The 26,788-nt window shown below is 68.8% G+C and carries 31 protein-coding genes; 19 read left to right on the top strand and 12 right to left on the bottom strand.

Annotation, left to right across the window (positions count from 1 at the left end):
* Positions 1 to 15: 15 nt before the first annotated feature.
* A complete protein-coding gene (uvrA, locus tag EZ313_RS08620) occupies positions 16 to 2,919 on the bottom strand; it encodes an excinuclease ABC subunit UvrA (RefSeq protein ID WP_240788567.1) in 2,904 nt (967 codons plus the stop codon).
* A 178-nt stretch (positions 2,920 to 3,097) separates the two neighbouring features.
* Between uvrA and EZ313_RS08615 the strand changes: the two genes are divergently transcribed.
* Entirely contained in the window at positions 3,098 to 4,312 is a 1,215-nt protein-coding gene (locus EZ313_RS08615) for an MFS transporter (RefSeq protein ID WP_135263618.1), read from the top strand.
* 37 nt (positions 4,313 to 4,349) lie between these two features.
* The gene (gene ssb, locus EZ313_RS08610) at positions 4,350 to 4,847 is read left to right on the top strand and encodes a single-stranded DNA-binding protein (RefSeq protein ID WP_135262756.1); all 498 of its coding nucleotides are present in this window, start codon (positions 4,350 to 4,352) and stop codon (positions 4,845 to 4,847) included.
* A gap of 16 nt (positions 4,848 to 4,863) precedes the next feature.
* Here ssb and EZ313_RS08605 read toward each other — a convergent pair whose 3' ends face one another.
* The 3 genes from EZ313_RS08605 to mnmA form a co-directional block, all read right to left on the bottom strand.
* On the bottom strand, positions 4,864 to 5,562 hold the full coding sequence (locus EZ313_RS08605; RefSeq protein ID WP_135262755.1) for an RES family NAD+ phosphorylase: 699 nt from the start codon (positions 5,560 to 5,562) through the stop codon (positions 4,864 to 4,866).
* A complete protein-coding gene (locus tag EZ313_RS08600; protein ID WP_135262754.1) occupies positions 5,562 to 5,942 on the bottom strand; it encodes an MbcA/ParS/Xre antitoxin family protein in 381 nt (126 codons plus the stop codon). The genes EZ313_RS08605 and EZ313_RS08600 overlap by 1 nt, the downstream gene beginning before the upstream one ends.
* Positions 5,943 to 6,013: 71 nt before the next feature.
* On the bottom strand, positions 6,014 to 7,129 hold the full coding sequence (gene mnmA / locus EZ313_RS08595; RefSeq protein ID WP_135262753.1) for a tRNA 2-thiouridine(34) synthase MnmA: 1,116 nt from the start codon (positions 7,127 to 7,129) through the stop codon (positions 6,014 to 6,016).
* Between the two features lie 64 nt (positions 7,130 to 7,193).
* On the opposite strand from mnmA, the gene EZ313_RS08590 reads away from it, so the two are divergent.
* Together EZ313_RS08590 and EZ313_RS08585 are read left to right on the top strand one after the other, a co-directional pair.
* Entirely contained in the window at positions 7,194 to 7,949 is a 756-nt protein-coding gene (locus EZ313_RS08590; protein ID WP_135262752.1) for an SDR family NAD(P)-dependent oxidoreductase, read from the top strand.
* A gap of 35 nt (positions 7,950 to 7,984) precedes the next feature.
* On the top strand, positions 7,985 to 8,977 hold the full coding sequence (locus tag EZ313_RS08585) for a Bug family tripartite tricarboxylate transporter substrate binding protein (protein ID WP_135262751.1): 993 nt from the start codon (positions 7,985 to 7,987) through the stop codon (positions 8,975 to 8,977).
* Positions 8,978 to 8,996: 19 nt separating this feature from the next.
* Here the strand turns inward: EZ313_RS08585 and EZ313_RS08580 are convergent, their stop codons facing one another.
* Complete coding sequence (locus EZ313_RS08580) at positions 8,997 to 9,479, bottom strand: NUDIX hydrolase (RefSeq protein WP_135262750.1); 483 nt, start codon at positions 9,477 to 9,479, stop codon at positions 8,997 to 8,999.
* A gap of 70 nt (positions 9,480 to 9,549) precedes the next feature.
* On the opposite strand from EZ313_RS08580, the gene EZ313_RS08575 reads away from it, so the two are divergent.
* Complete coding sequence (locus tag EZ313_RS08575; protein WP_135262749.1) at positions 9,550 to 10,098, top strand: diguanylate cyclase; 549 nt, start codon at positions 9,550 to 9,552, stop codon at positions 10,096 to 10,098.
* Positions 10,099 to 10,103: 5 nt separating this feature from the next.
* Here EZ313_RS08575 and EZ313_RS08570 read toward each other — a convergent pair whose 3' ends face one another.
* Together EZ313_RS08570 and EZ313_RS08565 are read right to left on the bottom strand one after the other, a co-directional pair.
* Positions 10,104 to 10,826: a hypothetical protein gene (locus EZ313_RS08570; protein WP_135262748.1), complete on the bottom strand. Its 723-nt coding sequence runs from the start codon at positions 10,824 to 10,826 to the stop codon at positions 10,104 to 10,106.
* A gap of 80 nt (positions 10,827 to 10,906) precedes the next feature.
* Positions 10,907 to 12,016: a metallophosphoesterase gene (locus tag EZ313_RS08565; protein WP_240788566.1), complete on the bottom strand. Its 1,110-nt coding sequence runs from the start codon at positions 12,014 to 12,016 to the stop codon at positions 10,907 to 10,909.
* Positions 12,017 to 12,137: 121 nt separating this feature from the next.
* Between EZ313_RS08565 and EZ313_RS08560 the strand changes: the two genes are divergently transcribed.
* The 5 genes from EZ313_RS08560 to EZ313_RS08540 are packed head-to-tail and all read left to right on the top strand — an operon-like array spanning position 12,138 to position 17,474.
* Complete coding sequence (locus EZ313_RS08560; RefSeq protein WP_135262746.1) at positions 12,138 to 13,256, top strand: Re/Si-specific NAD(P)(+) transhydrogenase subunit alpha; 1,119 nt, start codon at positions 12,138 to 12,140, stop codon at positions 13,254 to 13,256.
* Positions 13,256 to 13,576, top strand: a complete 321-nt coding sequence (locus EZ313_RS08555; protein WP_135262745.1) for an NAD(P) transhydrogenase subunit alpha part 2 — start codon at positions 13,256 to 13,258, stop codon at positions 13,574 to 13,576. The genes EZ313_RS08560 and EZ313_RS08555 overlap by 1 nt, the downstream gene beginning before the upstream one ends.
* Positions 13,573 to 14,997, top strand: coding sequence for an NAD(P)(+) transhydrogenase (Re/Si-specific) subunit beta (locus EZ313_RS08550; protein ID WP_135262744.1), 1,425 nt, complete (start codon positions 13,573 to 13,575; stop codon positions 14,995 to 14,997). The genes EZ313_RS08555 and EZ313_RS08550 overlap by 4 nt, the downstream gene beginning before the upstream one ends.
* 39 nt (positions 14,998 to 15,036) lie before the next feature.
* Positions 15,037 to 16,728 (top strand): long-chain-fatty-acid--CoA ligase, encoded by a 1,692-nt coding sequence (locus tag EZ313_RS08545; protein ID WP_135262743.1) that lies wholly within the window; start codon positions 15,037 to 15,039, stop codon positions 16,726 to 16,728.
* A gap of 53 nt (positions 16,729 to 16,781) precedes the next feature.
* Positions 16,782 to 17,474 (top strand): 5'-methylthioadenosine/adenosylhomocysteine nucleosidase, encoded by a 693-nt coding sequence (locus EZ313_RS08540; RefSeq protein ID WP_135262742.1) that lies wholly within the window; start codon positions 16,782 to 16,784, stop codon positions 17,472 to 17,474.
* Positions 17,475 to 17,478: 4 nt separating this feature from the next.
* Here EZ313_RS08540 and EZ313_RS08535 read toward each other — a convergent pair whose 3' ends face one another.
* The 4 genes from EZ313_RS08535 to EZ313_RS08520 all read right to left on the bottom strand — a co-directional run bounded on the left by EZ313_RS08535 (position 17,479) and on the right by EZ313_RS08520 (position 21,031).
* Positions 17,479 to 18,048, bottom strand: a complete 570-nt coding sequence (locus tag EZ313_RS08535; RefSeq protein WP_135262741.1) for a hypothetical protein — start codon at positions 18,046 to 18,048, stop codon at positions 17,479 to 17,481.
* A gap of 18 nt (positions 18,049 to 18,066) precedes the next feature.
* Positions 18,067 to 19,053 (bottom strand): magnesium/cobalt transporter CorA, encoded by a 987-nt coding sequence (gene corA / locus EZ313_RS08530; RefSeq protein ID WP_135262740.1) that lies wholly within the window; start codon positions 19,051 to 19,053, stop codon positions 18,067 to 18,069.
* A gap of 130 nt (positions 19,054 to 19,183) precedes the next feature.
* Positions 19,184 to 20,383: a patatin-like phospholipase family protein gene (locus tag EZ313_RS08525; protein WP_135262739.1), complete on the bottom strand. Its 1,200-nt coding sequence runs from the start codon at positions 20,381 to 20,383 to the stop codon at positions 19,184 to 19,186.
* A gap of 39 nt (positions 20,384 to 20,422) precedes the next feature.
* On the bottom strand, positions 20,423 to 21,031 hold the full coding sequence (locus EZ313_RS08520) for a cysteine hydrolase family protein (protein ID WP_135262738.1): 609 nt from the start codon (positions 21,029 to 21,031) through the stop codon (positions 20,423 to 20,425).
* 180 nt (positions 21,032 to 21,211) lie between these two features.
* On the opposite strand from EZ313_RS08520, the gene EZ313_RS08515 reads away from it, so the two are divergent.
* The 5 genes from EZ313_RS08515 to hprK all read left to right on the top strand — a co-directional run bounded on the left by EZ313_RS08515 (position 21,212) and on the right by hprK (position 23,743).
* Complete coding sequence (locus tag EZ313_RS08515; RefSeq protein WP_135262737.1) at positions 21,212 to 21,403, top strand: hypothetical protein; 192 nt, start codon at positions 21,212 to 21,214, stop codon at positions 21,401 to 21,403.
* A 30-nt stretch (positions 21,404 to 21,433) separates the two neighbouring features.
* Positions 21,434 to 21,610, top strand: coding sequence for a hypothetical protein (locus EZ313_RS23260; protein ID WP_167772546.1), 177 nt, complete (start codon positions 21,434 to 21,436; stop codon positions 21,608 to 21,610).
* Positions 21,611 to 21,859: 249 nt separating this feature from the next.
* Positions 21,860 to 22,189, top strand: coding sequence for a ribosome hibernation-promoting factor, HPF/YfiA family (gene hpf, locus EZ313_RS08510; protein WP_135262736.1), 330 nt, complete (start codon positions 21,860 to 21,862; stop codon positions 22,187 to 22,189).
* Positions 22,190 to 22,318: 129 nt separating this feature from the next.
* A complete protein-coding gene (locus EZ313_RS08505; protein WP_135262735.1) occupies positions 22,319 to 22,786 on the top strand; it encodes a PTS sugar transporter subunit IIA in 468 nt (155 codons plus the stop codon).
* A 6-nt stretch (positions 22,787 to 22,792) separates the two neighbouring features.
* Positions 22,793 to 23,743 (top strand): HPr(Ser) kinase/phosphatase, encoded by a 951-nt coding sequence (gene hprK, locus EZ313_RS08500; RefSeq protein WP_135262734.1) that lies wholly within the window; start codon positions 22,793 to 22,795, stop codon positions 23,741 to 23,743.
* 22 nt (positions 23,744 to 23,765) lie between these two features.
* On the opposite strand, the gene fur is transcribed toward hprK, so the two are convergent.
* Positions 23,766 to 24,206, bottom strand: a complete 441-nt coding sequence (gene fur / locus EZ313_RS08495; protein ID WP_135262733.1) for a ferric iron uptake transcriptional regulator — start codon at positions 24,204 to 24,206, stop codon at positions 23,766 to 23,768.
* Between the two features lie 71 nt (positions 24,207 to 24,277).
* Between fur and EZ313_RS08490 the strand changes: the two genes are divergently transcribed.
* From EZ313_RS08490 to EZ313_RS08475, 4 genes are read left to right on the top strand one after another with little or no spacing between them, the layout of a single operon-like run.
* Positions 24,278 to 24,844: an outer membrane protein assembly factor BamE gene (locus EZ313_RS08490; RefSeq protein WP_135262732.1), complete on the top strand. Its 567-nt coding sequence runs from the start codon at positions 24,278 to 24,280 to the stop codon at positions 24,842 to 24,844.
* A gap of 5 nt (positions 24,845 to 24,849) precedes the next feature.
* The gene (gene dapB / locus EZ313_RS08485; RefSeq protein ID WP_135262731.1) at positions 24,850 to 25,677 is read left to right on the top strand and encodes a 4-hydroxy-tetrahydrodipicolinate reductase; all 828 of its coding nucleotides are present in this window, start codon (positions 24,850 to 24,852) and stop codon (positions 25,675 to 25,677) included.
* A 43-nt stretch (positions 25,678 to 25,720) separates the two neighbouring features.
* Entirely contained in the window at positions 25,721 to 26,371 is a 651-nt protein-coding gene (locus EZ313_RS08480; RefSeq protein ID WP_135262730.1) for a MotA/TolQ/ExbB proton channel family protein, read from the top strand.
* Positions 26,371 to 26,787, top strand: a complete 417-nt coding sequence (locus EZ313_RS08475) for an ExbD/TolR family protein (protein ID WP_135262729.1) — start codon at positions 26,371 to 26,373, stop codon at positions 26,785 to 26,787. Before EZ313_RS08480 ends, EZ313_RS08475 begins: the two co-directional genes overlap by 1 nt.
* Position 26,788 lies beyond the last annotated feature (1 nt).

Raw genomic sequence — 26,788 nt, 5'->3', positions numbered from 1 at the left:
GTGCTCGCGTCCGCCTCAAAGCAGCCGCTTGAGATACCGCCCCGTATGACTCCCCGCATTCCCCGCAATCGCCTCCGGCGTCCCTGCCCCCACCACCGTCCCGCCCCCAGCCCCACCCTCGGGCCCCATATCCACCACCCAATCCGCCGTCTTGATCACATCCAGGTTGTGCTCGATCACGACGATCGTGTTCCCCGCATCGCGCAGCTGGTGCAGCACCTTCAGCAGCAGGTCGATGTCCGCGAAATGCAACCCAGTCGTCGGCTCGTCCAGGATGTAGAGCGTCCGCCCCGTATCCCGCTTCGACAGCTCCAGCGCCAGCTTCACCCGCTGCGCCTCGCCGCCTGACAGCGTCGTCGCCGCCTGCCCCAGCTTGATGTACGACAGCCCCACATCCAGCAGCGTCTGCAACTTGCGCGCGATCGCCGGCACCGGCTTCAAGAATTCGTACGCGTCCTCCACCGTGAGGTCCAGGATCTGCGCGATGTTCCGGCCCTTCCACTGCACCTCCAGCGTCTCGCGGTTGTAGCGGGCGCCCCGGCACACGTCGCATGGCACGTAGACGTCGGGAAGGAAGTGCATCTCCACCTTGACCATCCCGTCGCCCTGGCACGCTTCGCAGCGCCCGCCGGCCACGTTGAAGGAGAAGCGCCCCGGCCCATACCCGCGCTCCTTGGCCGTCGACGTTTCGGCCATCAGCTCGCGGATCGGCGTGAACAGTCCGGTGTAGGTGGCTGGGTTGCTTCGCGGCGTGCGGCCGATCGGCGACTGGTCGACGTTGATCACCTTGTCGAAGTGCTCGATGCCGTCGATCTCCTCGTGCGGCGCAGGCTCCTCGTGCGCGCGGTAGAGCGTGCGCGCGACGGCGGCGTAGAGCGTGTCGTTGACCAGCGTCGACTTGCCCGAGCCGGATACGCCCGTCACGCAGGTGAGCAGCCCGACCGGGAATTCGACCGTGACATCCTTGAGGTTGTTGCCGCGCGCACCCACGATGCGCAGCCGCTGCAGCTCGCCGGGCTTGCCGCCTTCCAGCGGCAGCCAGGCGTTGCGCTTCTTCGGCAGGGGAATGCTCAGCGTGCCGGCCATGTAGCGGCCGGTGAGCGATTTCTCGCTGGCCTGCACGTCGTCCGGCGTGCCCTGAGCCATGACCTGGCCGCCGTGGATGCCGGCACCGGGCCCCATGTCCACCACGTGGTCGGCGGCGCGGATCATGTCCTCGTCGTGCTCGACCACCAGCACGCTGTTGCCGATGTCGCGCAGGTGCTTGAGCGTGCCGATCAGCCGGTCGTTGTCGCGCTGGTGCAGGCCGATGCTGGGCTCGTCCAGCACGTACATCACGCCCGTCAGGCCGGAGCCGATCTGGCTCGCGAGCCGAATACGCTGCGCCTCGCCGCCGGAGAGCGTCTCGGCGCTGCGCTCCAGGCTCAGGTAGTTCAGCCCGACGTCGTTCAGGAACCTGAGCCGGTTCGAGATCTCGCGCACGACCTTGGACGCGATTTCCCCCTTGGCGCCGCGCAGTTGCAGCCCTTCGAAGTACGCCAGCGCTTCACGCAGCGTGACTCGGCTGACGTCGTAGATCGTGCGGGCCTGCCCGTCTTCGCCCACGCGCACATGCCGCGCTTCGGTGCGCAGCCGCGTGCCGGCGCAAACAGGGCAGGGCTGCAGGCTGCGGTAGCGGGCCAGCTCCTCGCGCACCGTGGCCGAGTCGGTCTCGCGATAGCGCCTCACCATGTTCGGAATCACACCCTCCCACGCATGTTTCCTCGTGACTTTCTTTCCGGCGAAGGTGCCCGATTCCATCACGTAGTTGAATCGGATCTCTTCCTCGCCGGAGCCCTGCAGCACCGCCTTCTGCACGGCCGCCTCGAGGTTCTCGAACGGCTCGTCCACGCTGAAGCGGTAGTGCTTCGCCAGGCTCTCGACCATGCTGAAGTAGTACGGGTTGCGCCGGTCCCAGCCCTTGATCGCTCCCGACGCCAGGGACAGCGAGGGAAACGCGACGACGCGCTGCGGGTCGAAGAACTCCATGCTCCCGAGCCCGTCGCACTCGGGGCAGGCACCCACGGGCGAGTTGAACGAGAACAGCCGCGGCTCCAGCTCGGCGATCGAGTAGTGGCAGATCGGGCAGGCGAACTTGGCGTTGAACAGGTGCTCCTTGCCGCTGTCCATCTCGAGCGCGATGGCGCGGCCCTCGGCCAGCCGCAGCGCGGCCTCGAAGCTCTCGGCCAGGCGCTGCTGCACCTCCGGCCGCACCTTCAGCCGGTCGATCACCACGTCGATGTCGTGCTTCTCGGTCTTCTTCAGCTTGGGCAGGTTCTCGGCTTCGAACGGCTTGCCATTGATTCGGAAGCGCACGTAGCCCTGCGCCTGCATGTGCGCAAACACGTCCTCGAATTCGCCCTTGCGTTCGCGCGCGATCGGCGCCAGCACCATCAGCCGCGTGTCGGCCGGCAGTGCGAGCACCGTGTCGACCATCTGTGACACCGTCTGCGACGACAGCGGGATGTCGTGGTTGGGGCAATAGGGCGTCCCGGCGCGCGCGAACAGCAGGCGCAGGTAATCGTGGATCTCGGTCACGGTGCCCACGGTCGAGCGCGGGTTGTGGCTGGTGGCCTTCTGCTCGATGGCGATCGCCGGTGACAGGCCCTCGATCAGGTCCACCTCGGGCTTGTCCATCAGCTGCAGGAATTGCCGGGCATACGCCGACAGGCTCTCGACGTAGCGCCGCTGGCCTTCGGCGTACATCGTGTCGAACGCCAGCGACGACTTGCCCGAGCCCGACAGGCCGGTGATCACCACCAGCTGGTTGCGCGGCAGGTCCAGGTCGATGTTCTTGAGGTTGTGCGTGCGCGCCCCGCGGATCGAGATCCGCTGGTCCTGCAGCGATCGGGCCAGGTACTTGCCTTCGGACGTGTTCAACGGCTGGGCTGTGTCGAGGGAAACCGACCATGATAGACGGATGGCCCCGCGGCGCGCCACGGCCGGCACCGCCCATGCCTGACAATGCGGGGCTCGCCGGCACCGCGCCCGGCCCGTTTTGGCCGCCCCGGCCCGATTCCGTTTCGTGACATCCACCTCGCAACCCGACCGGCACCGCATGACGCCGCTGGAGCGCCGCGCCAGCGGCTCGCTCTCGCTGGTGTTCGCCGCCCGCATGCTCGGCCTTTTCCTGGTGCTGCCCGTGTTCGCGCTCGAGGCGGCGCGCTATCCCGGCGGCCAGGACGCGGCGCTCGTGGGCCTCGCGATGGGCATCTACGGCCTGACCCAGGGCTTGCTGCAGATCCCGTTCGGCATGGCGTCGGACCGGTTCGGCCGCAAGCGCGTGATCCTCATCGGTTTGGCCGTGTTCGCGGGCGGCAGCTTCGTGGCGGCGGTGGCGGACAACCTGCTGTGGCTGATCGTCGGGCGATCGCTGCAGGGCGCCGGCGCGGTGTCGGCCGCGGTCACCGCCTTGCTGGCCGACCAGACGCGCGACGAGGTCCGCACCAAGGCGATGGCGATGGTGGGCGCGAGCATCGGGCTGATGTTCGCGCTGTCCCTCGTGGCCGCCCCCGTGCTTGCCGGAGTAGGTGGACTGCCGATCCTGTTCGCCATCACCGGCGTCCTGGCGATGGCCTGCATGGGCATCGTCACCTGGTGGACGCCGCCGGAACCGGCCGAGCACAAGGCGGACGCCAGGCCGCGAGGCGGACTCCGCGAAGTGCTGCGCCATCCGGGGCTGCTGCGCCTGGACGTCGGCGTCTTCGTGCTGCATGCCGTGCAGCTGGCGATGTGGGTGGCGATTCCCGCCCTGCTGGTGCAGGCGGGGCTGGAAAAGGATCGGCACTGGACGGTCTACCTGCCGACGGTGCTGGGCTCGTTCGCCGTGATGGGGCTGACGCTGTTCCCGCTGGAGCGTCGCGGCTACCTGCGCGCGGTGTTCCTGGCCTCGATCGGTCTGGTGGGGGTCGTGCAGGTGGCGCTGGCGCTGGTGGCCGACCGGCCCTCGATTGCGGCGCTGGCCGCGGTGCTGTTCGTCTTCTTCTGCGGCTTCAACGTGCTCGAGGCCAGCCAGCCCAGCATGGCTTCGCGCGTCGCACCGCCGCATGCCCGCGGCGCCGCGCTGGGCGTCTACAACACCCTCCAATCGCTGGGCTTCTTTGCCGGCGGAGCGGTCGGCGGCTGGCTCACCAAGCACGTTGGGGCGCAGGGGCTGTTCGCGGTCTGTGCCGGATTGACGTTCCTCTGGCTCGTGATCGCCTGGCCCATGGCCGCCCCGGGCCGCTCGCCCTCGCCGGAGGAAGTCCTGGCCGACGAGGCCCAGGCCACATAAGCCACAATTCCCGCAATCCCCTAGGAGGAAGCACCTCATGGCATCGGTAAACAAAGTCATCCTCGTCGGCAACCTCGGCAAGGATCCCGAGATGCGCACGTTCCCGAGCGGCGGCCGCGTCTGCAACGTCACCATCGCCACGTCCGAGCGCTGGAAGGACAAGCAGACCGGCGAGATGAAGGAAGCCACCGAGTGGCACCGGGTCGTCTTCAACGACCGCCTGGCCGAGATCGCGGGCGAGTACCTGCGCAAGGGCTCGCAGGTCTACGTCGAGGGGAGCCTGCGCACCCGCAAGTGGACTGACCAGCAGGGCGTTGAGAAATTCACGACCGAGATCCGCGCCGACGAGATGAAGATGCTCGGCAAGCGCGAGGGCATGGGCGGCGGTGCCCCGGGTGGCGACGACGAGGGCGGCGGCTACGAACGCCGCGCCCCGGCGCCCCGTGCGGCCGCACCCGCGCCCGCTGGCCAGCGCCCGGCCGCGAGCAAGCCGTCGTCGGGCTTCGACGACATGGACGACGACATCCCCTTCTGAGTTTCCTGCCGGCCGCTCAGGCCGGCATCGCGAACTCGATGCTCTCCCGCTCGTGGGAGAGCATCACCAGGTTCCGGGTCGTCTTGCACACCCAGGTCTGCTGCAGGTTCGGACGCGGCAGGCTCAGGGCCGCAGGGTCGAACACCACCTGGCACAGGCCGCCTTCCCGGCGCGCGGACTCGTAGCGGATCCCTTGCACCGCCTCGGGCAGGCTGCGCGCCCGGGCGGCCAGCGCGTGGCAATGCGAGTAGTCGTCGCCATGCCGCCACCGCTCCCGGTGCGCGTTCCAGGGGGGCTGTGTGATGTCCAGCTCGATGCCGCTGAAGCGGGCCTGGAAGAAGGTGTGCTCGGTGACGAGCTGCTCGCCGCGCAGTCCGTCCGAATCCATGAAGAACTTCCAGCGCCAGTGCGCGATCTCGGCCGCGACGGTCAGGCACTCGTCGGCCCCGTACCAGGCTCCGGCTTCCTCGGGGCGGCGAAAGCGCGAGGGCCATTCGGCGACGTAGCGGAATGGCGTGAACAGCAGGTAGTGCGCGGCCGCGGCGCGAGGCGGCAGCCTGGGCTTGCTGGCATCGAGCAGCTGCTCCAGCAGTTCCTGCTCCTGCAGGGTGTCGGCCAGTCGCATCGTCGCCACGCGGTGCTGGGCTTCCACGCCGCGCCACAGGTCGCGCCGCTCGCCCCGGACGAAGGCGAACCAGCCCTCGTCCCAGAGCATCAGATCAGGGCGCGCGCGCCGTCCAGGTAGCGGACGACGCGGACCAGGCCTTCGACGCGCTGGATCGCGTCCTTCGGGGCCTCGTTGAACGCGCGGTTCTGGCTGCTCATCCAGAGCTGCCGGTGCCGGTCGCTGTTGCCCACCAGCGCGTCCAGCGAGCGGTACACCCGGACCAGCAGCGTGGCCAGCTCGGCCGGTTTGGTGCCGATCTCCAGCTGGCGCTGGCCGGCGGCCATGCGGGAGACCTGCGATTCGCTCACGCCCACGGTGCGGGCGAAGGCAGCGTTGCTCAGGCCCAGGAGCTGCGCGGCGCGCAGGGCCGCCTTGGTGAGCACGGCCGCGGCGGCGGCGCTCTCGGCGGCGGTTGCTGTTCCAGCCATGGACACCTCCTGTGAAGCTGCCTGCAGCAACTATATCCAGCTTATCTTTCTAAGGCAAGGCCCTACGCGATTCAGGCGGACGGCTGGGCTGAGGCGATGACGCCTCCGCCGAGGCACAGCTCGGCGTCGTACAGCACAGCCGACTGCCCCGGCGTCACGGCCCACTGCGGCTGGTCGAAGGCGAGCTGGAACGCGCCGTTGGCGCCCGCCGCGAGCCGGCAGGGCGCGTCGGCCTGGCGGTAGCGGGTTTTCGAGCCGTAATCGCCCGCCGGGGGCGCTTCCCCGGCGATCCAGCTCGCGTCGCCGGCCTGAAGCGCCAGCGACTGCAGCCAGGGGTGGTCGTGTCCCTGCACCACCCACAGCGTGTTGCTCTCCACGTCCTTGCGCGCCACGAACCAGGGCGCGTGCTCGCCGCCACCCTTGCGCGCGCCGCGGGCCTTGATCCCGCCGATGCCCAGGCCTTGACGCTGACCGAGCGTGTAGAAGGACAGTCCCTGGTGCTGCCCGATCACCCGGCCGCGCTCGTCCTTGATCGGCCCCGGCTCCTTGGAGATGTAGCGGTTGAGGAACTCGCGGAACGGCCGCTCGCCGATGAAGCAGATGCCGGTCGAGTCCTTCTTGCGCGCATTCGGCAAGCCGATCTCCGCCGCGATCCGGCGCACCTCGGTCTTGCGCAGCTCGCCCACGGGGAACAGCGACTTTCCCAGCTGCGCTTGCGTCAGCCGGTGCAGGAAGTAGCTCTGGTCCTTGGTCTCGTCCAGGCCCTTCAGAAGCTCGAAGCGGCCGTCGTTCTCGCGCACCCGGGCGTAGTGGCCGGTCGCGATCTTCTCGGCGCCCAGCCGCATCGCGTGGTCGAGGAACGCCTTGAACTTGATCTCGGCGTTGCACAGCACGTCGGGGTTGGGCGTGCGGCCCGCCTGGTATTCGCGCAGGAACTCGGCGAAGACGCGGTCACGGTACTCGGCGGCGAAGTTGACGTGCTCGAGCTCGATGCCAATGACGTCGGCGACCGCCGCGGCGTCCAGGAAGTCCTGGCGCGAGGAGCAGTACTCGTCGTCATCATCGTCTTCCCAGTTCTTCATGAAGATGGCGATGACGTCCCAGCCCTGCCGCTTGAGCAGCCAGGCGCTGACGGCGGAGTCCACACCCCCGCTCAAGCCCACGACGACGCGCTTGCCCTTCCCCATGTGTGCGATTATCCCGGGCCCTTCTTCTCCCCATGGCGTCCGGGCCCACCGGGCGCGGCCCCCCATGGACCTGAAACTCGAAGACAAAACCGCGCTGGTGACCGGCGCGAGCGCGGGCATCGGCCGCGCGATCGCGGTGTCGCTGGCCGCCGAAGGCGTGAGGGTGGCGATCGCCGCCCGCCGCACCGACCAGCTGGAAGCGCTCGCGAAAGAGATCGTGGCGGCAGGCGGCAAACCGCCGGTGGTGCTCGGCTGCGATCTCTACGAGGAGGAAGCGTCGCGCAAGCTCGCCGCCTCGGCGCAGCAGGCGCTGGGCCGCGTCGACATCCTGGTGAACAACGCGGGCGGCTCGCGCAGCTTCAAGGACCTGCACGTGAGCGAAGAGGCCTGGCAGGAAGCCATGACGCTGAACTTCCATCGCCCGCGGCAACTGGCCGATGCGCTGATCGACGGCATGATCGCCAGCGGCTGGGGCCGCATCATCAACATCACCGGCAAGAGCGAGCCCGAGCACATCAATGGCGCGTTCTGCGCGAAGGCCGGCATCCATAGCTGGGCGAAGGGCTTGTCGCGCATGGTCGGCAAGCACGGGGTCACCGTGAACTGCATTCCACCGGGCCGCATCCACTCCGAGCAGATCTATCGCAACTACACGCCGGAGTACCGCGAGTGGCAGTCGGAGCACGAGATCCCCGTCGGCCGCTACGGCGAGCCGGAGGAACTCGCCGACCTCGTCACCTTCCTCGCGTCGCCGCGCGCCGGCTACATCACCGGCGCCGTGATCCCGGTCGATGGGGGTTTGCGCAGATACCAATTCTGAGCAGCGCCGCTTACCCTTCGCGGCAGGAGAAGCCCATGCCGCAACAACGATCGTTCTCACTCCGGCGCCGCACCTTCGTGGCCGGCGCCGCCGCTGCGCTCGCCGCGCCCAGCCTGCGCGCGCAGGCGTCCTGGCCGAGCAAGCCGGTCCGCTTCCTGGTGCCCTTCGCTCCGGGCGGCACCTCGGAGATCGTCGCGCGTTCGGTCGCGGCCGAACTGAGCAAGCAGCTGGGCCAGAACGTCTTCGTGGAGAACAAGCCCGGCGGCGCCGGCGTGGTGGCGATGGTCGAGGCGCAGAAGGCTCCGCCCGACGGCCACACCATCATCCTGGGCCACGTCGGCACGCTGGCGGTCAATCCGTACATGCTGGCCAACCAGCCGTACGACGTGAACAAGGACTTCGTCCCGGTCACGCTGCTGGCGAAGGTGCCCAACGTGTTCGTCATCCACCCGGAGGTGCCCGCGCAGAACTTCCGCGAGTTCGTCGCCTTCGTGAAGAAGAACCCGGGGCGCCTGAGCTACGGCTCGGCCGGCAACGCCAGCGCGGGGCATCTGGCGATGGAGTACCTGAAGCTGGTGACCGGGATGTTCATCACCCACATCCCGTACCGCGGCACCGGCCCGCAGCTCACCGACCTGCTGGCCGGCCGCACGCAGGCTTCTTCAGCGGGCATGCCGGCGCTCGGCGCGCATATCCGCAGCGGCAAGCTGCGCGCGATCGCGGTGGGCACGCAGCAGCGCATCGCGGCCATGCCCGACGTGCCGACGGTGCAGGAGATGGGCTACCGGGATTTCGAGACGTCGCAGTGGTACGGCATCCTGGCGCCGGCCGGAACGCCGCCTGACATCGTTCGGCGTCTGCAGGAAGAGTCCTTCAGGGCGCTGCGCTCGAACGCGGTGACGGAGCGATTCGCGACCGACAGCGCGGTGGGCGGCGGCGGCCCGCCCAGCGAGTTCGCGGCGTTCATCGCCCGCGAGCAGAAGATCTGGAGCGATATCGTCAAGCGCGCCCAGATCAAGGCCGACTGAGCCGGGCCGCGGCAACCGGTCAGCGTGTGGTGAACACGCTGTCGTCCGTCGTGATCACCGACAGCGGGTGGCGCACCCCCGCCAGGTAGTCTTCCACGCAGCGCAGCAGCAAGGGGCTGCGATGCCGCGCGGCGCTGGCGCGGATCTCCTGCGGCGTGAGCCACAGCGCCCGCACGATGCCGGTGTCCAGCGAACGACCCGGCTCGCGCTCGCCGAGCCGGCCGCAGAACGCGAAACGCAGGTAGGTGAAGTCCTCGCCCGTCGCGGCCCGCTTGGCCCGCGACAGGTAGACGCCCACCAGCGCTGTCGGCTCGAACCGGTACGCCGTCTCTTCCAGCGTCTCGCGCGCGCAGGCCTGCGCGGGCGATTCGCCCGGGTCGAGATGCCCGGCGGGGTTGTTGAGCTTCAGACCCTCGCTGGTCTCTTCCTCCACCAGCAGGAAGCGCCCTTCGCGCTCGATGATCGCGGCGACGGTGACGCTTGGCTTCCAACGCATGTCCATCGGCGGATTATTGGGGAGCCGCCGAGCTCCGTGGGGCCCGCGCGGCCGAGCGGCCGGACACAATCGGGCCATGCCCGACGCTGCGGCGCTCCTCCTGGTCTTCGTCGTGTTTCCCTTGTGGGTGTTGTCGGGGCTCGCCGACTGGGCCTGCCACCGCGCAACTCGCATCGACGCCACCAGCGGGCTCAAGGAAAACCTGGCGCACTGGGTGCTCTTCGCGCAGGCCGGCGTGGCCGTCGTGGCGATGGCGCTGCTGCAGGTCAACGCGGCCGTGCTGCTGGTCGTGGCGGCGGCCTTCGTGCTTCACGAACTGACGGTGTGGATCGAGCTGCGCTACACCGTGCCTCGCCGGCAGGTGCGGCCCTTCGAGCAGATGGTGCACAGCTTCCAGGAGTTGATGCTGCTGGTGACGCTGCTGCTGCTGGCCGTGCTCGCGTGGGACCAGGCGGTGGCACTCGCCGGCTCCGGCCCCCAGCTGCCGGACCTGTCGCTGCGATGGAAGGCGCAGCCCCTTCCACCGGCGCTGCTGCTCGCGGGCGCCGGGGCGGTGCTGCTCTTCAACGTGCTGCCGCTGGCGCAGGAGACGGGGGCCTGCCTGCGCGCGCGGCGGCGCGGTTGAACGCTTCAGGCGTCGTACTCGTCCGAGCCCTGGACCCAGATGAACGACTGCACGTCGATCATGTCGCGCGCCTTGAAGCCGGGCCGCCGGTCGAGGTCGCGCCGGATGATGGCGCCGAACGTGAGCAGGCCCTGGTAGACGGACCAGGACGGCTCCGAGTGGTAGCCGAAGTCGAAGCCGTAGGCACGCGCGGCCTTGCGGGTCACGCGCGGCTTGAGGAACAGGTGCTTGTCCGGGCGGGCGATGAAGCCGAACACCGTCACCACCGGCCAGGTGAGCACGCGCGCCTGCCGCTGCGGCAGGTCGGCGACGGCCTGGACCCAGTCCTCGAACTTGCGTTGCGGCGAGCCGCGGCCGTACAGGAAGGCATAAAGCTCGTGCGCGAAAAGGCGCGCCCCGGCGGGCGATTTCAGCGCGTCGCGCAGCGCCATCTTCTCGAACGAGAACAAAAGGTTCGTTCGCGACTCGATCCGGATGGCGGCATCGGCGATCTGGCGGAACTCGCCGCGGGCCAGGAGCTTGCGGAATTCGGCGGGTCCCAGTTCGGCCTGCCACTCGAGGTGCGCGCGTTCCTTGTACGCGCGCTCGGCGATCAGGTACGTGTCGTCCAGGAATCCGTCGGGGTAATAGAGCTCGAACTTGCGGCGTGCACGCGCCGCGCCGAGGTAGCAGACGCCGTTGGCGCGGGCGCCCGTGAGGGGGGATGAGAGGAATGCTGGGCGTGGCATTCGGGCAGTTTTTGGTTCCGGCCGAACTCATCCGTGTGGGACACCACCTTGCGTCCTTGTAGGACCGCTGCCAGCCCAGCTTACGCGGCCACCAGCCTCAACCGTGTGATCTCGGACGGGGCGGCCACCCGCTTGGGCGGACCCCAGTAACCTGTTCCGCGGCTGACGTAGACCCAGAGCCCCCCGAGCCGGTGCAGCCCGGCCGTGAAGGGCTGCTGGAAGCGCACGAAAAAGATCCAGGGGAAGAACTGGCCTCCGTGCGTGTGGCCGGAAATCTGCAGGTCGAACCCGGCCTTTTCGGCCGCTGTCGCGCTGCGCGGCTGATGGGCCAGCAGGATGCGCGCGCCCGCATCGGCCGGCGCGCCTTCCAGCGCCGCGGCGGGATCGCTCTGGTGCGTGGGATCGAAGTGGTGGGCCATGAAATCGGTGACGCCGGCGAGCACCAGCGCCGTGTCCTCTCGCCGGATCACCACGTGCTCGTTGAGCAGCACGCGGATGCCCAGCCGCCGCACCTCGGCCAGCCACGGCCCGGCACCCGCGTAGTACTCGTGGTTGCCCGTGACGAAGAAGCTGCCGTGCCGAGCGCGCAGTCCGGCCAGCGGCGCCACGTGCGGCCCGAGTTCCGGCACCGGCCCGTCGACGATGTCGCCGGTGATCGCCACCGCGTCGGCCTCGAGCTGGTTGACGCGGTCGACGATGCGCTGGATGTAGCTCGCCCGGATCGTCGGTCCGACGTGCAGGTCGCTGATCTGGGCGATGGTGAAGCCTTGCAGCGCCGGCGGTAGTCCGGTGATCGGGATGTCGACGTTCTTCACCCGCGCCGTGCGCCGCGTGTTGAGCAGCCCGATCACGCTCAGGCCGAGGGCCAGCAGCGGGACCCATCGCGCCGAGGTCTGCGGCAACGCCGGGCTGCCCGCGTCGGCCAGGAACGCGGCGAACAGCAGCACGTCGCGGCCGAGCGTGAGCACGAACATGGACGAGAACAGGCCGAGCGCGAACAGGCCCGCGGTGGCGAGCTGATCCGCGCGCGGAGGCCGCGCGAACCGGCGGGCCTGCAGGCCCATCGGGATGAGCAGGGCCGACGCGAACAGCCAGGCGCCTAATGCGAAGGCGCCCCACGCGGGCAGCGCAGGCAGCAGGCGCAGGCCGATGAAGGCATGGACGAGGAAGGAGAGGACGAAGAGGGCCACGGGCGAATGCCTGGTGCGCCGTGCAGATGGAGGCGGGTGCGTACGATCCCAGGATGCGCCTCGGAGTTCATGTAAGCTCGAAGTAACTCTTACAACCCCACCAACAAGCGAGGAGACCGCCATGCACATTGGCGTGCCCGCCGAAACGACGGCGGGCGAAACCCGCGTCGCCGTCACCCCCGAGACGGCCAAGAAACTGAAGGCGCAGGGACACACGGTGCGGGTGGCCTCCGGGGCCGGTCTCGCCGCCAGCGCAACCGACGAGGCCTACGTCGCCGCCGGTGCCGAGATCACCGACCAGGCCGGCGCACTGGGCTGCGAACTGGTCCTGAAGGTTCGCGCTCCACAGGAAAACGACCTCGGGGCTATGCGCTCGGGCACCACGCTGGTGGGCATGCTCAATCCCTTCGACGCTGCCGGCCTGCAGCGCCTGGCGGCGGCCGGGCTCACCTCGTTCGCGCTCGAAGCGGCGCCGCGCACGACGCGCGCGCAGAGCATGGACGTGCTGTCCTCGCAGGCCAACATCGCCGGCTACAAGGCCGTGATGATCGCGGCCGACAAGTACCAGCGCTTCTTCCCGATGCTGATGACCGCGGCGGGCACGGTGAAGGCCGCGCGCGTCGTCGTGCTCGGCGTGGGCGTGGCGGGCCTGCAGGCGATCGCCACGGCCAAGCGTCTGGGCGCGGTGATCGAGGCGTCCGACGTGCGGCCGTCGGTGAAGGAGCAAGTGGAATCTCTGGGCGCGAAGTTCATCGACGTGCCCTACGAGACCCAGGAAGAAAAGGAAGCGGCCGAAGGCGTGGGCGGCTACGCGCGGCCGATGCCGCAGAGCTGGCTGGACCGGCAGAAGGCGGAAGTCGCCAAGCGCGTCGCCCAGGCCGACGTGGTGATCACCACCGCGCTAATCCCTGGGCGGCCGGCCCCTGTGCTGGTGAGCGAGGACATGGTGCGCTCCATGAAGCCGGGCTCGGTGATCGTCGATCTCGCGGCGGCGCAGGGCGGCAACTGCCCGCTGACCGAACCCGGGCGCACCGTGTCAAAGCATGGCGTCACGCTCGTGGGCGAGACCAACCTGGCGGCGCTCGTGGCGGCCGACGCTTCCTCGCTCTACGCCCGCAACGTGCTGGACTTCCTCAAGCTCATCCTGACCAAGGAAGGCGGCATGAACATCGACCTGGAAGACGACATCGTGGCCGCCTGCCTCATGACGCAGAACGGCGAAGTGAAGAGGAAGACCTGATCATGGAAGTCAGCCACACCATCATCAACCTCATCATCTTCGTGCTGGCGATCTATGTCGGCTACCACGTCGTGTGGACGGTCACGCCGGCGCTGCACACGCCGCTGATGGCGGTGACCAATGCAATCTCGGCCATCGTGATCGTCGGCGCCATGCTGGCCGCGGCGCTGACCGAAGGCTGGCTGGGCAAGTCGATGGGTGTCCTCGCGGTGGCCTTGGCCGCCGTCAACATCTTCGGCGGCTTCCTGGTCACGCGCCGGATGCTGGAGATGTTCAAGAAGAAAGAGCGCAAGGCGCCCGCCGCGGGAGACAAGCCATGAGCATGAACGTCGTCACGCTGCTCTACCTGGTGGCGTCGGTCTGCTTCATCCAGGCGCTCAAGGGCCTGTCCCATCCCACGACCTCGATCCGCGGCAACGTGTTCGGGATGGCCGGCATGGCCATCGCGATGTTCACGACCGCCGCCTTGATCGTCGAACTGTCGGAGCGGGATGTGCAGGGCATGGGCTGGGTGCTGTTCGGGCTGCTGGTGGGCGGCGGCTATGGCGCCTGGCGCGCCCGCACGGTCGAGATGACCAAGATGCCCGAACTGGTGGCCTTCTTCCACAGCATGATCGGCCTGGCCGCGGTGTTCATCGCGGTGGCTGCGGTCGCCGAACCCAGCGCGTTCGGCATAGCGCCCAAGGACCAGCCCATCCCGGCCGGCAACCGGCTGGAACTGTTCCTGGGGGCGGCCATCGGCGCCATCACCTTCAGCGGCTCGGTGATCGCGTTCGGAAAACTCTCGGGCACCTACAAGTTCCGCCTCTTCAAGGGCGCGCCGGTGGTGTTCCCCGGCCAGCACATGCTCAACCTCGCGCTCGGCCTGCTGACCATCGGGCTCGGCCTGGTGTTCATGTTCACCGAGAACTGGCCGGCGTTCTTCGCGATGCTCGCCCTGTCCTTCGTGCTGGGCGTGCTGATCATCATCCCGATCGGCGGGGCCGACATGCCGGTGGTGGTGTCGATGCTCAATTCCTATTCGGGCTGGGCGGCCGCGGGCATCGGCTTCTCGCTGAACAACAGCATGCTGATCATCGCCGGGTCCCTGGTGGGCAGCTCGGGCGCGATCCTGAGCTACATCATGTGCAAGGCGATGAACCGCTCGTTCTTCAACGTGATCCTGGGCGGATTCGGCGGCGAATCGGGCCAGGCGGCGGCGGGCGACGCGGTGCAACGCAGCGTCAAGAGCGGCAGCGCCGACGACGCGGCCTACATCCTGGGCAACGCCGAGACCGTGATCATCGTCCCCGGCTACGGGCTGGCGGTGGCGCGCGCGCAGCACGCCGTCAACGAGCTGGCCGAGAAGCTCACCCACAAGGGCGTGAACGTCAAATATGCGATCCATCCCGTGGCCGGCCGCATGCCGGGCCACATGAACGTGCTGCTGGCCGAGGCCGAGGTGCCGTATGACCAGGTGTTCGAGATGGAGGACATCAACGGCGAGTTCGGCCAGGCCGACGTGGCCATCATCCTGGGCGCCAACGACGTGGTGAACCCGGCCGCGCTGCAGAAGGGCACCCCGATCTACGGCATGCCGATCCTGGAGGCCTACAAGGCCAAGACGGTGATCGTCAACAAGCGCTCGATGGCCGCGGGTTACGCCGGCCTGGACAACGAGCTGTTCTACATGGACAAGACCATGATGGTTTTCGGCGATGCCAAGAAGGTCGTCGAGGACATGGCCAAGGCGATCGAGTAAGCGGCCCGACGAGGCAGACGAGGAGACAAAAGCATGGACATGAGCCCACCCCCCGACACCCAGCGGCCCTGGCTGAGCGCCTATCCGCCGGGCGTGCCTTCGGAGATCGACGCCTCGCAGTACCACTCGCTGGTGCAGTTGATGGAGGAGAGCTTCCGCAAGTTCGCGGACCGGCCGGCCTACAGCTTCATGGGCAAGGAGGTGAGCTACGGGCAGACCGACTCGATGAGCCAGGCGCTGGCCGCCTACCTGCAGAGCCTGGGACTGGCCAAGGGCGACCGGGTCGCGATCATGATGCCCAACGTGCCGCAGTACCCGGTGGCGGTGGCCGCCATCCTGCGCGCGGGGCTGGTCGTGGTGAACGTCAACCCGCTGTACACGCCGCGCGAGCTGGAGCACCAGCTCAAGGACTCGGGGTCCAAGGCCATCATCATCATCGAGAACTTCGCCAACACGCTGCAGCAGTGCATCGCTGCGACGCCGGTCAGGCACGTGGTGCTGGCCGCAATGGGCGACATGCTCGGCGCGCTCAAGGGCGGCCTCGTCAACTACGTGGTGCGCAAGGTCAAGAAGATGGTGCCGGCGTACAACCTGCCGGGCGCCGTGCGCTTCAACGACGCGGTGTCGCGCGGCAGCCGCGCGACGCTGCGGCCGGTGGAGATCAAGCCCGACGACGTCGCGGTGCTGCAGTACACCGGCGGCACCACGGGTGTATCCAAGGGCGCGGTGCTCCTGCACCGCAACGTCATCGCCAACGTGCTGCAGTCCGAGGCGTGGAACCAGCCGGTGATGGGCAAGGTCCCGGCGGGCGAGCAGCCCACGGGCGTCTGCGCGCTGCCGCTGTATCACATCTTCGCATTCACCGTGGGGATGATGCTGAGCATGCGCACCGGCGGGCGGCTGATCCTCATCCCGAACCCGCGTGACCTGCCGGCGGTGCTCAAGGAACTCTCGCGGCAGACGTTCCACAGTTTCCCGGCGGTGAACACGCTGTTCAACGGCCTGGCCAACCACCCGGACTTCGACAAGGTCAACTGGAAGAACCTGAAGATCTCGGTCGGCGGCGGCATGGCGGTGCAGGGCGCCGTCGCGCAGAAGTGGCTGCAGAAGACCGGCTGCCCGATCTGCGAGGGCTACGGCCTGTCGGAGACCTCGCCGTCGGCCAGCTGCAACCCGGTGACCAGCACCGAATACACCGGCACCATCGGCGTGCCGATCCCCTCGACGCTGATGAAGTGCATCGACGACGAGGGGAGGGACGTGCCCGTCGGGCAGCCGGGCGAGATCGCGATCAAGGGCCCGCAGGTGATGGCGGGCTACTGGCAGCGCCCCGACGAGACCGCGAAGGTCATGACGCCGGACGGCTTCTTCAAGAGCGGCGACATCGGCATCATGGACGAGCGCGGCTACTTCAAGATCGTCGACCGCAAGAAGGACATGGTGCTGGTCTCCGGCTTCAACGTGTACCCGAACGAGGTCGAGGATGTGGTGGCCAAGCTCGACGGTGTGCTCGAGTGCGGCGTGGTCGGCGTCGCGGACGAGAAGACTGGCGAGGCGGTCAAGCTGGTCGTGGTGAAGAAGGATCCCGGTCTCACCGAGGACAAGGTGCGCGAGTACTGCCGCGCCAATCTCACCGGCTACAAGCAGCCCAAGGTGGTGGAGTTCCGAACGGAGCTGCCCAAGACGCCGGTGGGCAAGATCCTGCGGCGGGAATTGCGCGACAAGAAGTGATGGAGCGGGCGTAGCGCGCCGTTTTCGCCGCAGAGGCGGGGCACAGCGTCTCCATGACAACCGCCATCGTCTCCGCGATGCATGAGGAACTGGCGGCCGTCCTGGACCTCATGCCGGACGAATCGCGCCGGCTGGCGGCGGGACGCGAGTTCTGGGTCGGGCACCTGCACGGGCGCGAAGTGGTGGCCGTGCTGTCGCGCATCGGGAAGGTGGCGGCGGCGACCACCGCCGCGGTTCTCATCGAGCGCTTCCAGGTCTCCGAGATCGTCTTCACCGGCGTGGCGGGCGGCCTCGGACCGGGCGTGTCGGTCGGGGACGTGGTGGTCGCCGAGTCCTTCCTGCAGCACGACCTCGACGCGTCCCCGATCTTTCCCCGCTACGAGGTGCCGCTGTACGGCGCGAGCCAGTTCCGCACCGATGCGGCATTGACGGCTCGACTCTCCGCGGCCGTTGCGCGAGCGCTTCCGCAGCAGCGGCTGCACCGGGGCCTGGTCGTCAGCGGCGACAGGTTCGTCTCGACCGACGCCGAATGCCGCGCGCTGCAGGCCGCGCTGCCGCAGGCGCTCGCGGTCGAGATGGAGGGCGCTGCGGTGGCCCAGGTGTGCCACGACTTCGGCGTGCCGTTCGCAGCGGTGCGCACGATTTCGGACCGGGCGGATGACGACGCCCATGTGGACTTCGCGCGGTTTGTCCGTGACGTTGCGAGCCGCCACAGTGCGGCGATCGTGCATGCGCTGCTGGCCTGATCGCTCAGCGGTCGAATTCCCGCATCACGCCGCCTTCCTGCCGGAACCGTTCCGCCGCCAACTGCCAGGCGCCGGCGCCGGGCGACCAGTCGACCGCGATCCCGCCTCGCGTTTCGTCCTGGTCGCGATGGACGAAGTCGCGCCCGAGGTTCGCGTGCAACCGGACGTTTTCCACCGCCGACCAGGTGAGCAGCGCGGCAGCGGTCGTTCCCTGGAAGCGAGGACGCGCATGTGCCCGCCAACGGGGACTGGCCGCGAAGCCGGCGCTCAGACTGGGGGTGAGTTCGGTGGCCCACTTCACCTGCAGCGAATGGCCGGCGCTGGTGGCGCCGGCCTGCCGCTGCCGGTCGGTGGCCGCGGCCAGTTCGACCGCGCCGATGCGGCATCCGGCGCCCAGGTGCAGCAAGTGCGCCGAGCCCGAAGGGCGTTCGTGCCAGCTCTCGAATTCGCATCGGCCTTCTTCCACCAGCAGGGCGTCGTCGACCGCATGGTGACCACCGGCCGCGTGCGCGAGGCTGCAGGCGATGGAAAGAATCGACGAGGCGGCGCCGCGCGGGCCAAAACGTGGACGCATGCGCGCGGCGCGGCTGGTTCAGCGCAGCCAGCCGCGCTTGCGGAAGTACCACATCGGCACGAGCGCGCTGGCGGCCATCAGCGCCAGGGCGAACGGATAGCCCCCGCGCCACTGCAGCTCCGGCATGAACTGGAAGTTCATGCCATAGAGGCTGGCCACCAGTGTCGGCGGCAGCAGCGCCACGCTGGCCACCGAGAAGATCTTGATGATCTTGTTCTGGTTGATGTTGATGAAGCCGACGGTGGCGTCCATCAGGAAGTTGATCTTGTCGAACAGGAACGCCGTGTGGTTGTCCAGCGATTCGATGTCGCGCAGGATCTGCCGCGCGTCCTCGAACTGTTCCTGCGACAGCAGGCGGCTGCGCATCATGAAGGACAGGGCGCGGCGCGTGTCCATCACGTTGCGGCGGATGCGGCCGTTCAGGTCTTCCTGGCGGGCGATGTCGCCCAGCACCTCGCCGGCCAGCGTGTCGGTCACCTCGCCGGCCAGCACCTGCTTGCTCACCTTCTCCAGCTCGTCGTAGATGCCTTCCAGCGCGTCGGCCGAATACTCGGCGTCGGCGTCGAACAGCTTGAGCAGCACGTCCTTCGGGTCCTCGATCAGGCCCGGCGCGCGGCGCGCGCGCAGCCGCAGCAGCCGGAACACGGGGACGTCCTCGTCGTGGATCGAGAACAGCACGCCCTTGCTGCGCAGCGTCTCGTTGGCCTGGTTCAGGATGAAGGCCACGCGCACCGAGCGCGGCTCCTCGTCGTCGGCGATCAGGAAGTCGCTGCGGATGTGCAGCTCGCCGTTGTCCTCTTCGTAGAAGCGCGCCGACTCCTCGATGTCCTCGTCCATCGCGTCCTCGGGGATGGACAGGCCGTAGTACTGCTTGACCCAGCGCTTCTCCTCGATGGTCGGCGATTCCAGGTCGACCCAGATCGGCTTGAAGCGGGACAGCTCCTCGAGCGAGTCGATCTCTTCCTGGAACAGTCGCCCGTTGGCGAGCGTGAAGATGTTGAGCATGGGGCTCACTCCGTGAGGGGGTGGGTGGGTCGGCGCGGGTGCAAGGCTTCCAACGCCGCTCACGGACGTTGAAAGCTACCGACTAGGGTGTGCTTCCAAGGAGCTCTCTCCGGTGCTGGGGAAGGCGCGATTATGCCGCGCGGGCCCCGGTGAAGGCGAGCAGTTCGGCCTTGCGGGCATAGGCATCCTGCTCACCGAGCGCCATCAGCGCCCGCACGAACGAAGGCTCGAAAAGAAGGTAGCTGGCCAGCCCGCCGCCGCCCTTGCGCGCCCCCAGTCCGCCGAGCGCGCGCCGCACCGACGCCGGCAGCAGGTGCGCGTGGTCCTGGGCGATGGCGTCGAGCGACTGCGACGGCTGCAGGGCGAGCACTTCCACGCTGCGATAGGGCAGCAGCGCCGCCACCTCGCGCGGCAGCTGCTGCAGCGTGCGGGTGACGCGCTGGGCCTGCTCCACGTCGGCCTGCAGCGTGTCGTGAAACACGCTGGCCATGGCGTGGCCGGCGATCGCGCCCAGGTTGGGAGCGCCCGCGGCGCCCGTGCCCGCCAGGCCGGCCCGCTCGGGCTGGCCGACGCCCACCACCAGGATGCGGTGCGCGCCCAGGTGCATCGCGGGCGACAGCGGCGAGACCTGCCGCATCGAGCCGTCGCCGAAGTACTCGCGGCGGCCGTCGACCCACAGCGGCGTGGCCGGGAACAGGAAGGGGATGGCGCTGGAGGCCATCAGGTGCTCGATGGTGAGCGGCTGGAACTCGGCGCGGCGCCCAGGGCGGCTCCAGGCTCCGTGCCGGTGGTCCTGCGCCGAGTGGCAGAACGTCCAGTGCACGCCGCTCGTGTAGCTGGAGGCGGTGACCGCCAGCGTTTCGATGGCGCCGGAGGCGAGCGACTGTTCGATGCCGGCGAGCGAGATCGCGCGGTGCAGCGTGTCGACCAGCGGCATGGTGTCCAGCACGGCGCCCGCGCGGCGCGCCTGGCCCCACAGCCGTACCGCCGTCACCAGCCGGCTGAAGCGCACCCACAGCGGAACGCTGAGGTCGTAGACGTCCTCGCTGCGCAGCCGCGACCAGAAGGCGGACAGCCGGTCGAACGCGTGCAGGCCCTCGCCGGCCGCGCTGGCCAGGTACGCCGCGTTGAGCGCGCCAGCCGACGTGCCCACCAGCACCTGGAAAGGGAAGGCGCCCGCCGGGCCGGCCTGCAGCCGCAGCATCGAGGCGAGCGCCTGCAGCACGCCCACCTGGTAGGCGGTGCGGGCGCCGCCGCCCATCAGCACCAGCGCCTGCACCGGCCGGCCGGGCCGCACCAAGCCCGATTCAATCGTCGTTCCAAGGCTCATCGCCGCTCCTCGCGGCGCATGGTAGAGCAGGGCGGGGGGCTACTTCGCCGCGGCTGCCTGGGGCGCCGGCTCGGTCGACGCGTGCACGTCGCACTTGAGCACCGAGGCCATGTAGTCGAGCGCGGTCTTCTTGGCCTTCTCGGTCTCGGCCGCCGTGCAGTCCGAGGGCACCCAGACCCGGTACTCGCGCAGGAAGGCGTCGGCGGCCGTCAGCTGCACGCACATGTCGGCGGCCAGCCCGCAGATCACGAGCTCGCTCGTGTCCATCTCGGCCAGCAGCAACTCGAGCGGCGAGGCGTAGAACGCGGAGTGGCGCGGCTTGAGGACCGTGAGGTCGTCCGCCTGCGGATAGAGCACGCGCGCGATCTCGCCCGGCTCGCCGGGCAGGCCCAGGCAGCCCGCGACCTGGCTGTGGAAATCCGACTGCCAGACGCCGAAGTTGTCGTTGGCGTAGATCGCCGTCACGCCTTCCTCGCGCAGGCGCTGCTTCAGCTCGGCGGTGGCGCGGGCCGCGGCCAGCGCCGGGGCGGCCAGCTTTTCGCCACCCGGGAAGTCGAAGGCGTTGATGAAGTCGACCAGCAGTAGTACGCGCTGACTCTTGGGCAGCCGGGTGGCGCGTGTGCCGGTGCCGCGGATCCGATGGGGCATGCGGCCATTCTGCGGGCGCTCGCGAGCCGGGCCTGACATCCGCCGAGATGCCTCGGCCGCAGGAGGATTCCTACAAAGCAGGGCCGACCTGTCCGACATACCCGATGAGGTCCGCCCCCTACATTGGGCTGTCCACTCGGGGCGGTGCCTCCTCTCCGGGTGTCCAAGGAGCAGTAACGAATGATCCAGCTTGCGAACGACCCGAATGCGAGCCGTACCAGGTGGCGGACAGGCGCCGCCGAGAAGCCCGCTGCGCAGGATTCGCGCCGCGGCCGCTCGGGACACGCCTGGCCATTTCTGAGCCCGCACGCACGCCGTCCTGCCGACCAGCAGAAAGACGTGAAGACCCATCGCAATGACAGCGGCAGCTGAAGGCCGCATCCCCCCACCGAGAGCCCACACATGCTGACCGAATCGAAGAACCCCAACAAGATTTCCGACACGCCGCGCGACAAGCCCCAGGGCGATCGAGTCGAACACGCGAACCTGGAGCGCCCGGGCGCGGCATCGCATCCGCGCATGCGTGCCGCCGCCGACTGGTCGCAGTACATGAAGCGTCCGGCCTGGCGCCTGCACTGAAAACCCGATGCGCGAACCCGCGCAAGCCGACCTCGCGCAAGCGGCCCCTCGTGGGCCGCTTTGCTTTTGTGCGCGCGCGTTGCAGCGCGTCCGTCCTCGCGCGAGGGTTTTAATTTGTGTGCGCCGCTGCGGCGGCGATTGCAATCGAATGAGGCGCGCGGCATAGTGGTCCGCAGGCAGTTCAACCTTTCTCTCGCCCGGCGGGTTCTCCGCCGGGACCTTCAACCGAGTGCACCCAGGAGGCTCTACATGAATTTGACGATCAGCGGTCACCACCTCGCAGTCACCCCCGCACTGAGAAGCTATGTGACGACCAAGCTCGATCGGATCACCCGCCACTTCGACCAGGTGGTGGACATCAAGGTTCTCCTCACGGTTGAGAAGCAGAAGGAGCCGGAACGAAGGCAGCGAGCCGAATGCCGCATCCACGTCAAGGGCAACGACATGTTCGCGGAGAGTTCTCACGAAGACCTGTACGCCGCGCTCGATGAGCTGGTGGACAAGCTCGACCGCCAGGTCGGCCGCCACAAGACGCGCCTGCAGGACCACCACCACCCGGCGCCCAAGCGGATCATGTAAAGACGCGGCTGTCTGCGCACCAGGGCCCTTCGGGGCCCTTGTTGCTGGCGCGCTTCAGGGGTGCCAAACGTGCCGCTGCGGCACCCCGTTGAGCCGGAAGGTGAGGTGCATAATCGCCCATCCCCGACCATGAACCGCCTCGCTGCCATCCTGCCCGCCGCCCAGGTCCTCGTGGGCGTCGACGCCACCAGCAAGAAGCGCGCGTTCGAAGAGGCCGGCCTGCTGTTCGAGAACCTGCACGGCCTGTCGCGCGCGCTGATCACCGACAGCCTGTTTGCCCGCGAAAGGCTGGGCTCCACCGGTCTCGGCCATGGCGTGGCCATCCCGCACGGTCGCATCAAAGGCCTGAAGGCGCCCATGGCGGCGCTGTTCCAGCTGGCCAACCCGATCGGCTTCGACGCGCCGGACGAGCAGCCAGTCAACCTGCTGATCTTCCTGCTGGTGCCCGAGGCGGCGACCCAGAAGCACCTGGAGATCCTCTCGGAAATCGCCGAGCTGCTGTCGGACGCGCCGCTGCGCGAGAAGATCAAGGCCAGCACCGACGCGGCCGAGCTGCACCGGCTGATCGCCACCTGGCAGTCCGCCCAGCCGGCCTAGCCGCGCGTGAAGCCCACCGTCGTCAGCGCCGACGTCCTGTTCGAGGACCACCGCGCGAAGCTGAAATGGGAGTGGGTCGCCGGGCTGGGCGCTTCCGAGCGCCGCTTCGACGAGGTCGCGGTGCGCGCCGCCCGTTCGGGCGCGGACCTGGTGGGTTACCTCAACTACATCCACCCGTACCGCGTCCAGATCCTGGGTGAGCGCGAAATCGCCTACCTCACCAACGCCACCGCCGACGACTGCGCGCGGCGCATCGCGCGCATCGTGACGCTGGAGCCGCCGGTGCTGGTGCTCACCGACGGGCAGACCGCGCCCGACGCGCTGCTGTCCATGTGCGAGCGCGCGCAGATCCCGATGTTCGCCACGGGCGAGCCTTCGGCCTTCGTCATCGACGTGATGCGGGCCTACCTGTCCAAGCACTTCGCCGAGCGCACCTCGATGCACGGCGTGTTCATGGACATCCTCGGCCTGGGCGTGCTCATCACCGGAGAAAGCGGGCTGGGCAAGAGCGAACTGGGCCTGGAACTCATCACGCGCGGCAACGGCCTGGTGGCGGACGACGCGGTCGACCTGTACCGCGTGAACCAGACCACGATCGAGGGCCGCTGCCCCGAGCTGCTGCAGAACCTGCTGGAGGTGCGCGGCATCGGCCTGCTGGACATCCGCGCGATCTTCGGCGAGACGGCGGTGCGGCGGAAGATGAGGCTGCGGCTCATCGTGCACCTGGTGCGCCGCGACACGATGGAGCGCGAGTACGAGCGCCTGCCCTACGAGCCGCTGGTGCAGGACGTGCTGGGCGTGCCCGTGCGCAAGGCGGTGATTCCCGTCGTGGCTGGCCGCAACATCGCCGTGCTGGTGGAAGCGGCGGTGCGCAACACCATCCTTCAGCTGCGCGGCGTTGACACCTACCAGGAGTTCGTCGAGCGGCACCGCCGCGCGATGGAGAAGGGCGGCTGAAGCTTCGCTTCAGCAGAGGGGGCTAGGGATGGCCCCGTTTCGGCCGGTGCGGGCACGCTTCCTTGGTGCAGTGCGCGTAGAGCGACAGCGCATGGTCCGCGATCGCGAACCCCTTGGCCTTGGCCACCGCGTGCTGGCGCTTCTCGATCTCGGCGTCGTAGAACTCCTCGACGCGGCCACAGTCGAGGCATACCATGTGGTCGTGGTGCGTTCCCTCGTTCAGTTCGTACACGGCCTTGCCGCTTTCGAAGTGGCTGCGCGTCAGGATGCCGGCCTGCTCGAACTGGGTGAGCACACGGTAGACGGTGGCCAGGCCGATGTCGGAGCGCTCTTCCAGCAGGACACGGAAGACGTCCTCGGCCGTCATGTGGCGCTGCGATCCTTTCTGGAACACGTCCAGGATCTTCAGCCGCGGCAGGGTCGCCTTCAGGCCGGTGTTCTTCAGTTCGTCGACGTTCGACATGAGGGTCTCGCGGAGAAGGCCACCGAAGGGCTGCCGCTACAATCTTCGCGATCATATCGCCTGCCTCGAAGATGCCCTCCACGTCCCCCCGCCTGCTGCGAACGAGCATCGTGCTCGCGCTGTGCGCGGCCGCGGCCGGCTGCGGCAGCATGGACGGCGTCAGCCGCCGCATCGCAAGCGCCGTCACGCCGTACAAGGTCGAGGTGGTGCAGGGCAACTTCGTGTCTCGCGAGCAGGTCGAGCAGCTCAAGCCGGGCATGTCGCGCCAGCAGGTGCGCGACCTGCTGGGCACGCCGCTGGTCACCAGCCTGTTCCACGACGACCGCTGGGACTACGTGTTCACGCTCAAGCGCGACGGCGTGCAGGAACAGCCCCGCCGATTGACGGTGTTCTTCAGCGGCGAGGCACTGCAGCGCTTCGAGGGCGACACCATGCCGTCCGAGTCCGAGTTCGTCGCCGCCATCGGCTCCAAGCCGCGCGAGGTGCGCCAGCCCGCGCTGCAGGCGAGCGAGGAGCAGTTGCAGCGCGCCACCGCGGCCACGCGCCCGGCTGCTTCGCCGCAAGCGCCCACGACCTCCGGTTCCGCGGCGCCGCCGCCGGCCACTTCCTACCCGCCGCTCGAAACGCCCGCGCGTTGATCCGCATGGCTTCCACTTCCGCGGGCGCTGCCCGGCACCAGGTCGCCGTCGCCGGCGCCACCGGCCGAATGGGCCAGATGCTGATCGAGGCGATCCGCTCCTCGGGCGACTGCCAGCTCGCGGGTGCGATGGACCTGGCTTCGAGCCCGGCGATCGGGAACGACGCGGCTGCATTCCTCGGTGTCGCCAGCGGCGTGCCTGTCGTGGCCGACGTGCGCGCCGGCCTCGCGCGGGCCAAGGTGCTGATCGACTTCACCCGCCCCGAGGGCACGATGACCCACCTCGCGGCGTGCCGCGAACTCGGCGTCAACGCGGTGATCGGCACCACCGGTTTCTCGGCCGACCAGAAGACGCAGATCGCCGAGATCGCGCGGGACATCGCCATCGTCATGGCGCCCAACATGAGCGTCGGCGTCAACGTCACGCTCAAGCTGCTGGACATGGCGGCCCGCGCGCTGGCCACCGGCTACGACATCGAGATCATCGAAGCGCACCACCGCCACAAGGTGGACGCGCCCTCCGGCACCGCATTGAAGATGGGCGAGGTGATCGCCGAGGCGCTCGGCCGCGACCTGAAGTCGTGCGCGGTGTACGCGCGAGAGGGCGTCACCGGCGAGCGCGATCCTTCCACCATCGGCTTTTCCACCATCCGCGGTGGCGACATCGTGGGCGACCACACGGTGCTGTTCGCGGGCACCGGCGAACGCATCGAGATCACGCACAAGTCGGCCAGCCGCGCCACTTACGCGCAGGGAAGCCTGCGGGCCGTCCGCTTCCTCGCGGGCAAGCGCAGCGGCCTGTTCGACATGTTCGACGTGCTGGGCCTCAATTAAGGCGAGCCAGCGCGCCCGGCGCGCATGAGGGGAGAGGGCGACGATGGACATTCCGCAGCTGTTCAGCCAGGCCGACGCGATCGGCCGCGCGGTCGCGCTGCTGCTGCTCGTGATGTCCGTGGCCAGCTGGGTCGTGATCCTCTGGAAGGGCTGGCTGCTGCGCCGCGCATCGTCGGACGTCGCGCGGGCCACGGCCGCGTTCTGGCAATCCCCGTCGCTGGCTGAGGCGCAGCACCGCGTGTCCGGCTTCGACCGCGAGCAGCTGGTGGTGCCGCTGATCGCGGCCACCCGCGCGCAGCCCGCAGGCTCGCTGGCCGCCGCGGGCGATCGCGCCCAGCAGCTCACGCGCGTGCTGCGCGACGCCTTGCATGCGGTGCTCGACAAATTGCAGTTCGGCCAGGTGCTGCTGGCCACGGTGGGTTCGACGGCGCCCTTCGTCGGCCTGCTGGGCACCGTCTGGGGCATCTACCACGCGCTCACGGGCATCGCGGCTGCCGGCCAGATCAGCATCGACCGCGTCGCAGGTCCCGTCGGAGAGGCGCTGATCATGACCGCCGCCGGCCTGGCCGTCGCCATTCCCGCCGTGCTGGGCTACAACATCTACGGCCGCCGCATCGGCCGCATCGAAGCCGACCTGGAAGGCTTCGCGCGCGACCTGCGCGAGTTGGTGGCGCAGCATCCGGAGGCGGGCTGATGGCCTTCGGCCGGCTCGAGCGCACCGAGGGCCCGCGCCCGATGAGCGACATCAACGTCACGCCACTGGTCGACGTGATGCTGGTGCTGGTCGTCATCCTGATCATCACCGCGCCGCTGATGGCCAGCTCGCTGCGGCTGGATTTGCCCAAGGCCGAAGGCGCGAAGCCGCAGGACGCGCCCAGGTTCGTGACCGTGGGAATGGACGGCAAGGGCGGCCTGTTCCTGGACGACAAGCCCGTCACGCCCGAACAGCTGGCCCAGGGCCTGGCCGCGGCGGCCCGGCAGAACCCCGAGACCGAGGTGCAGCTGCGCGCCGACCAGTCCGTCGCCTACGGCAAGGTCATCGAGGTCATGGGCGCCGCGCAGAAGGCGGGCCTGTCCCGCATCGGCTTCGTCGCCGAGCCCCCGCGCTGAA

Source organism: Ramlibacter henchirensis, from assembly GCF_004682015.1.
Taxonomy (GTDB): domain Bacteria; phylum Pseudomonadota; class Gammaproteobacteria; order Burkholderiales; family Burkholderiaceae_C; genus Ramlibacter; species Ramlibacter henchirensis.
Note: the sequence above shows the minus strand (reverse complement) of the source record. Positions and strands in the feature narration are given on the sequence as shown.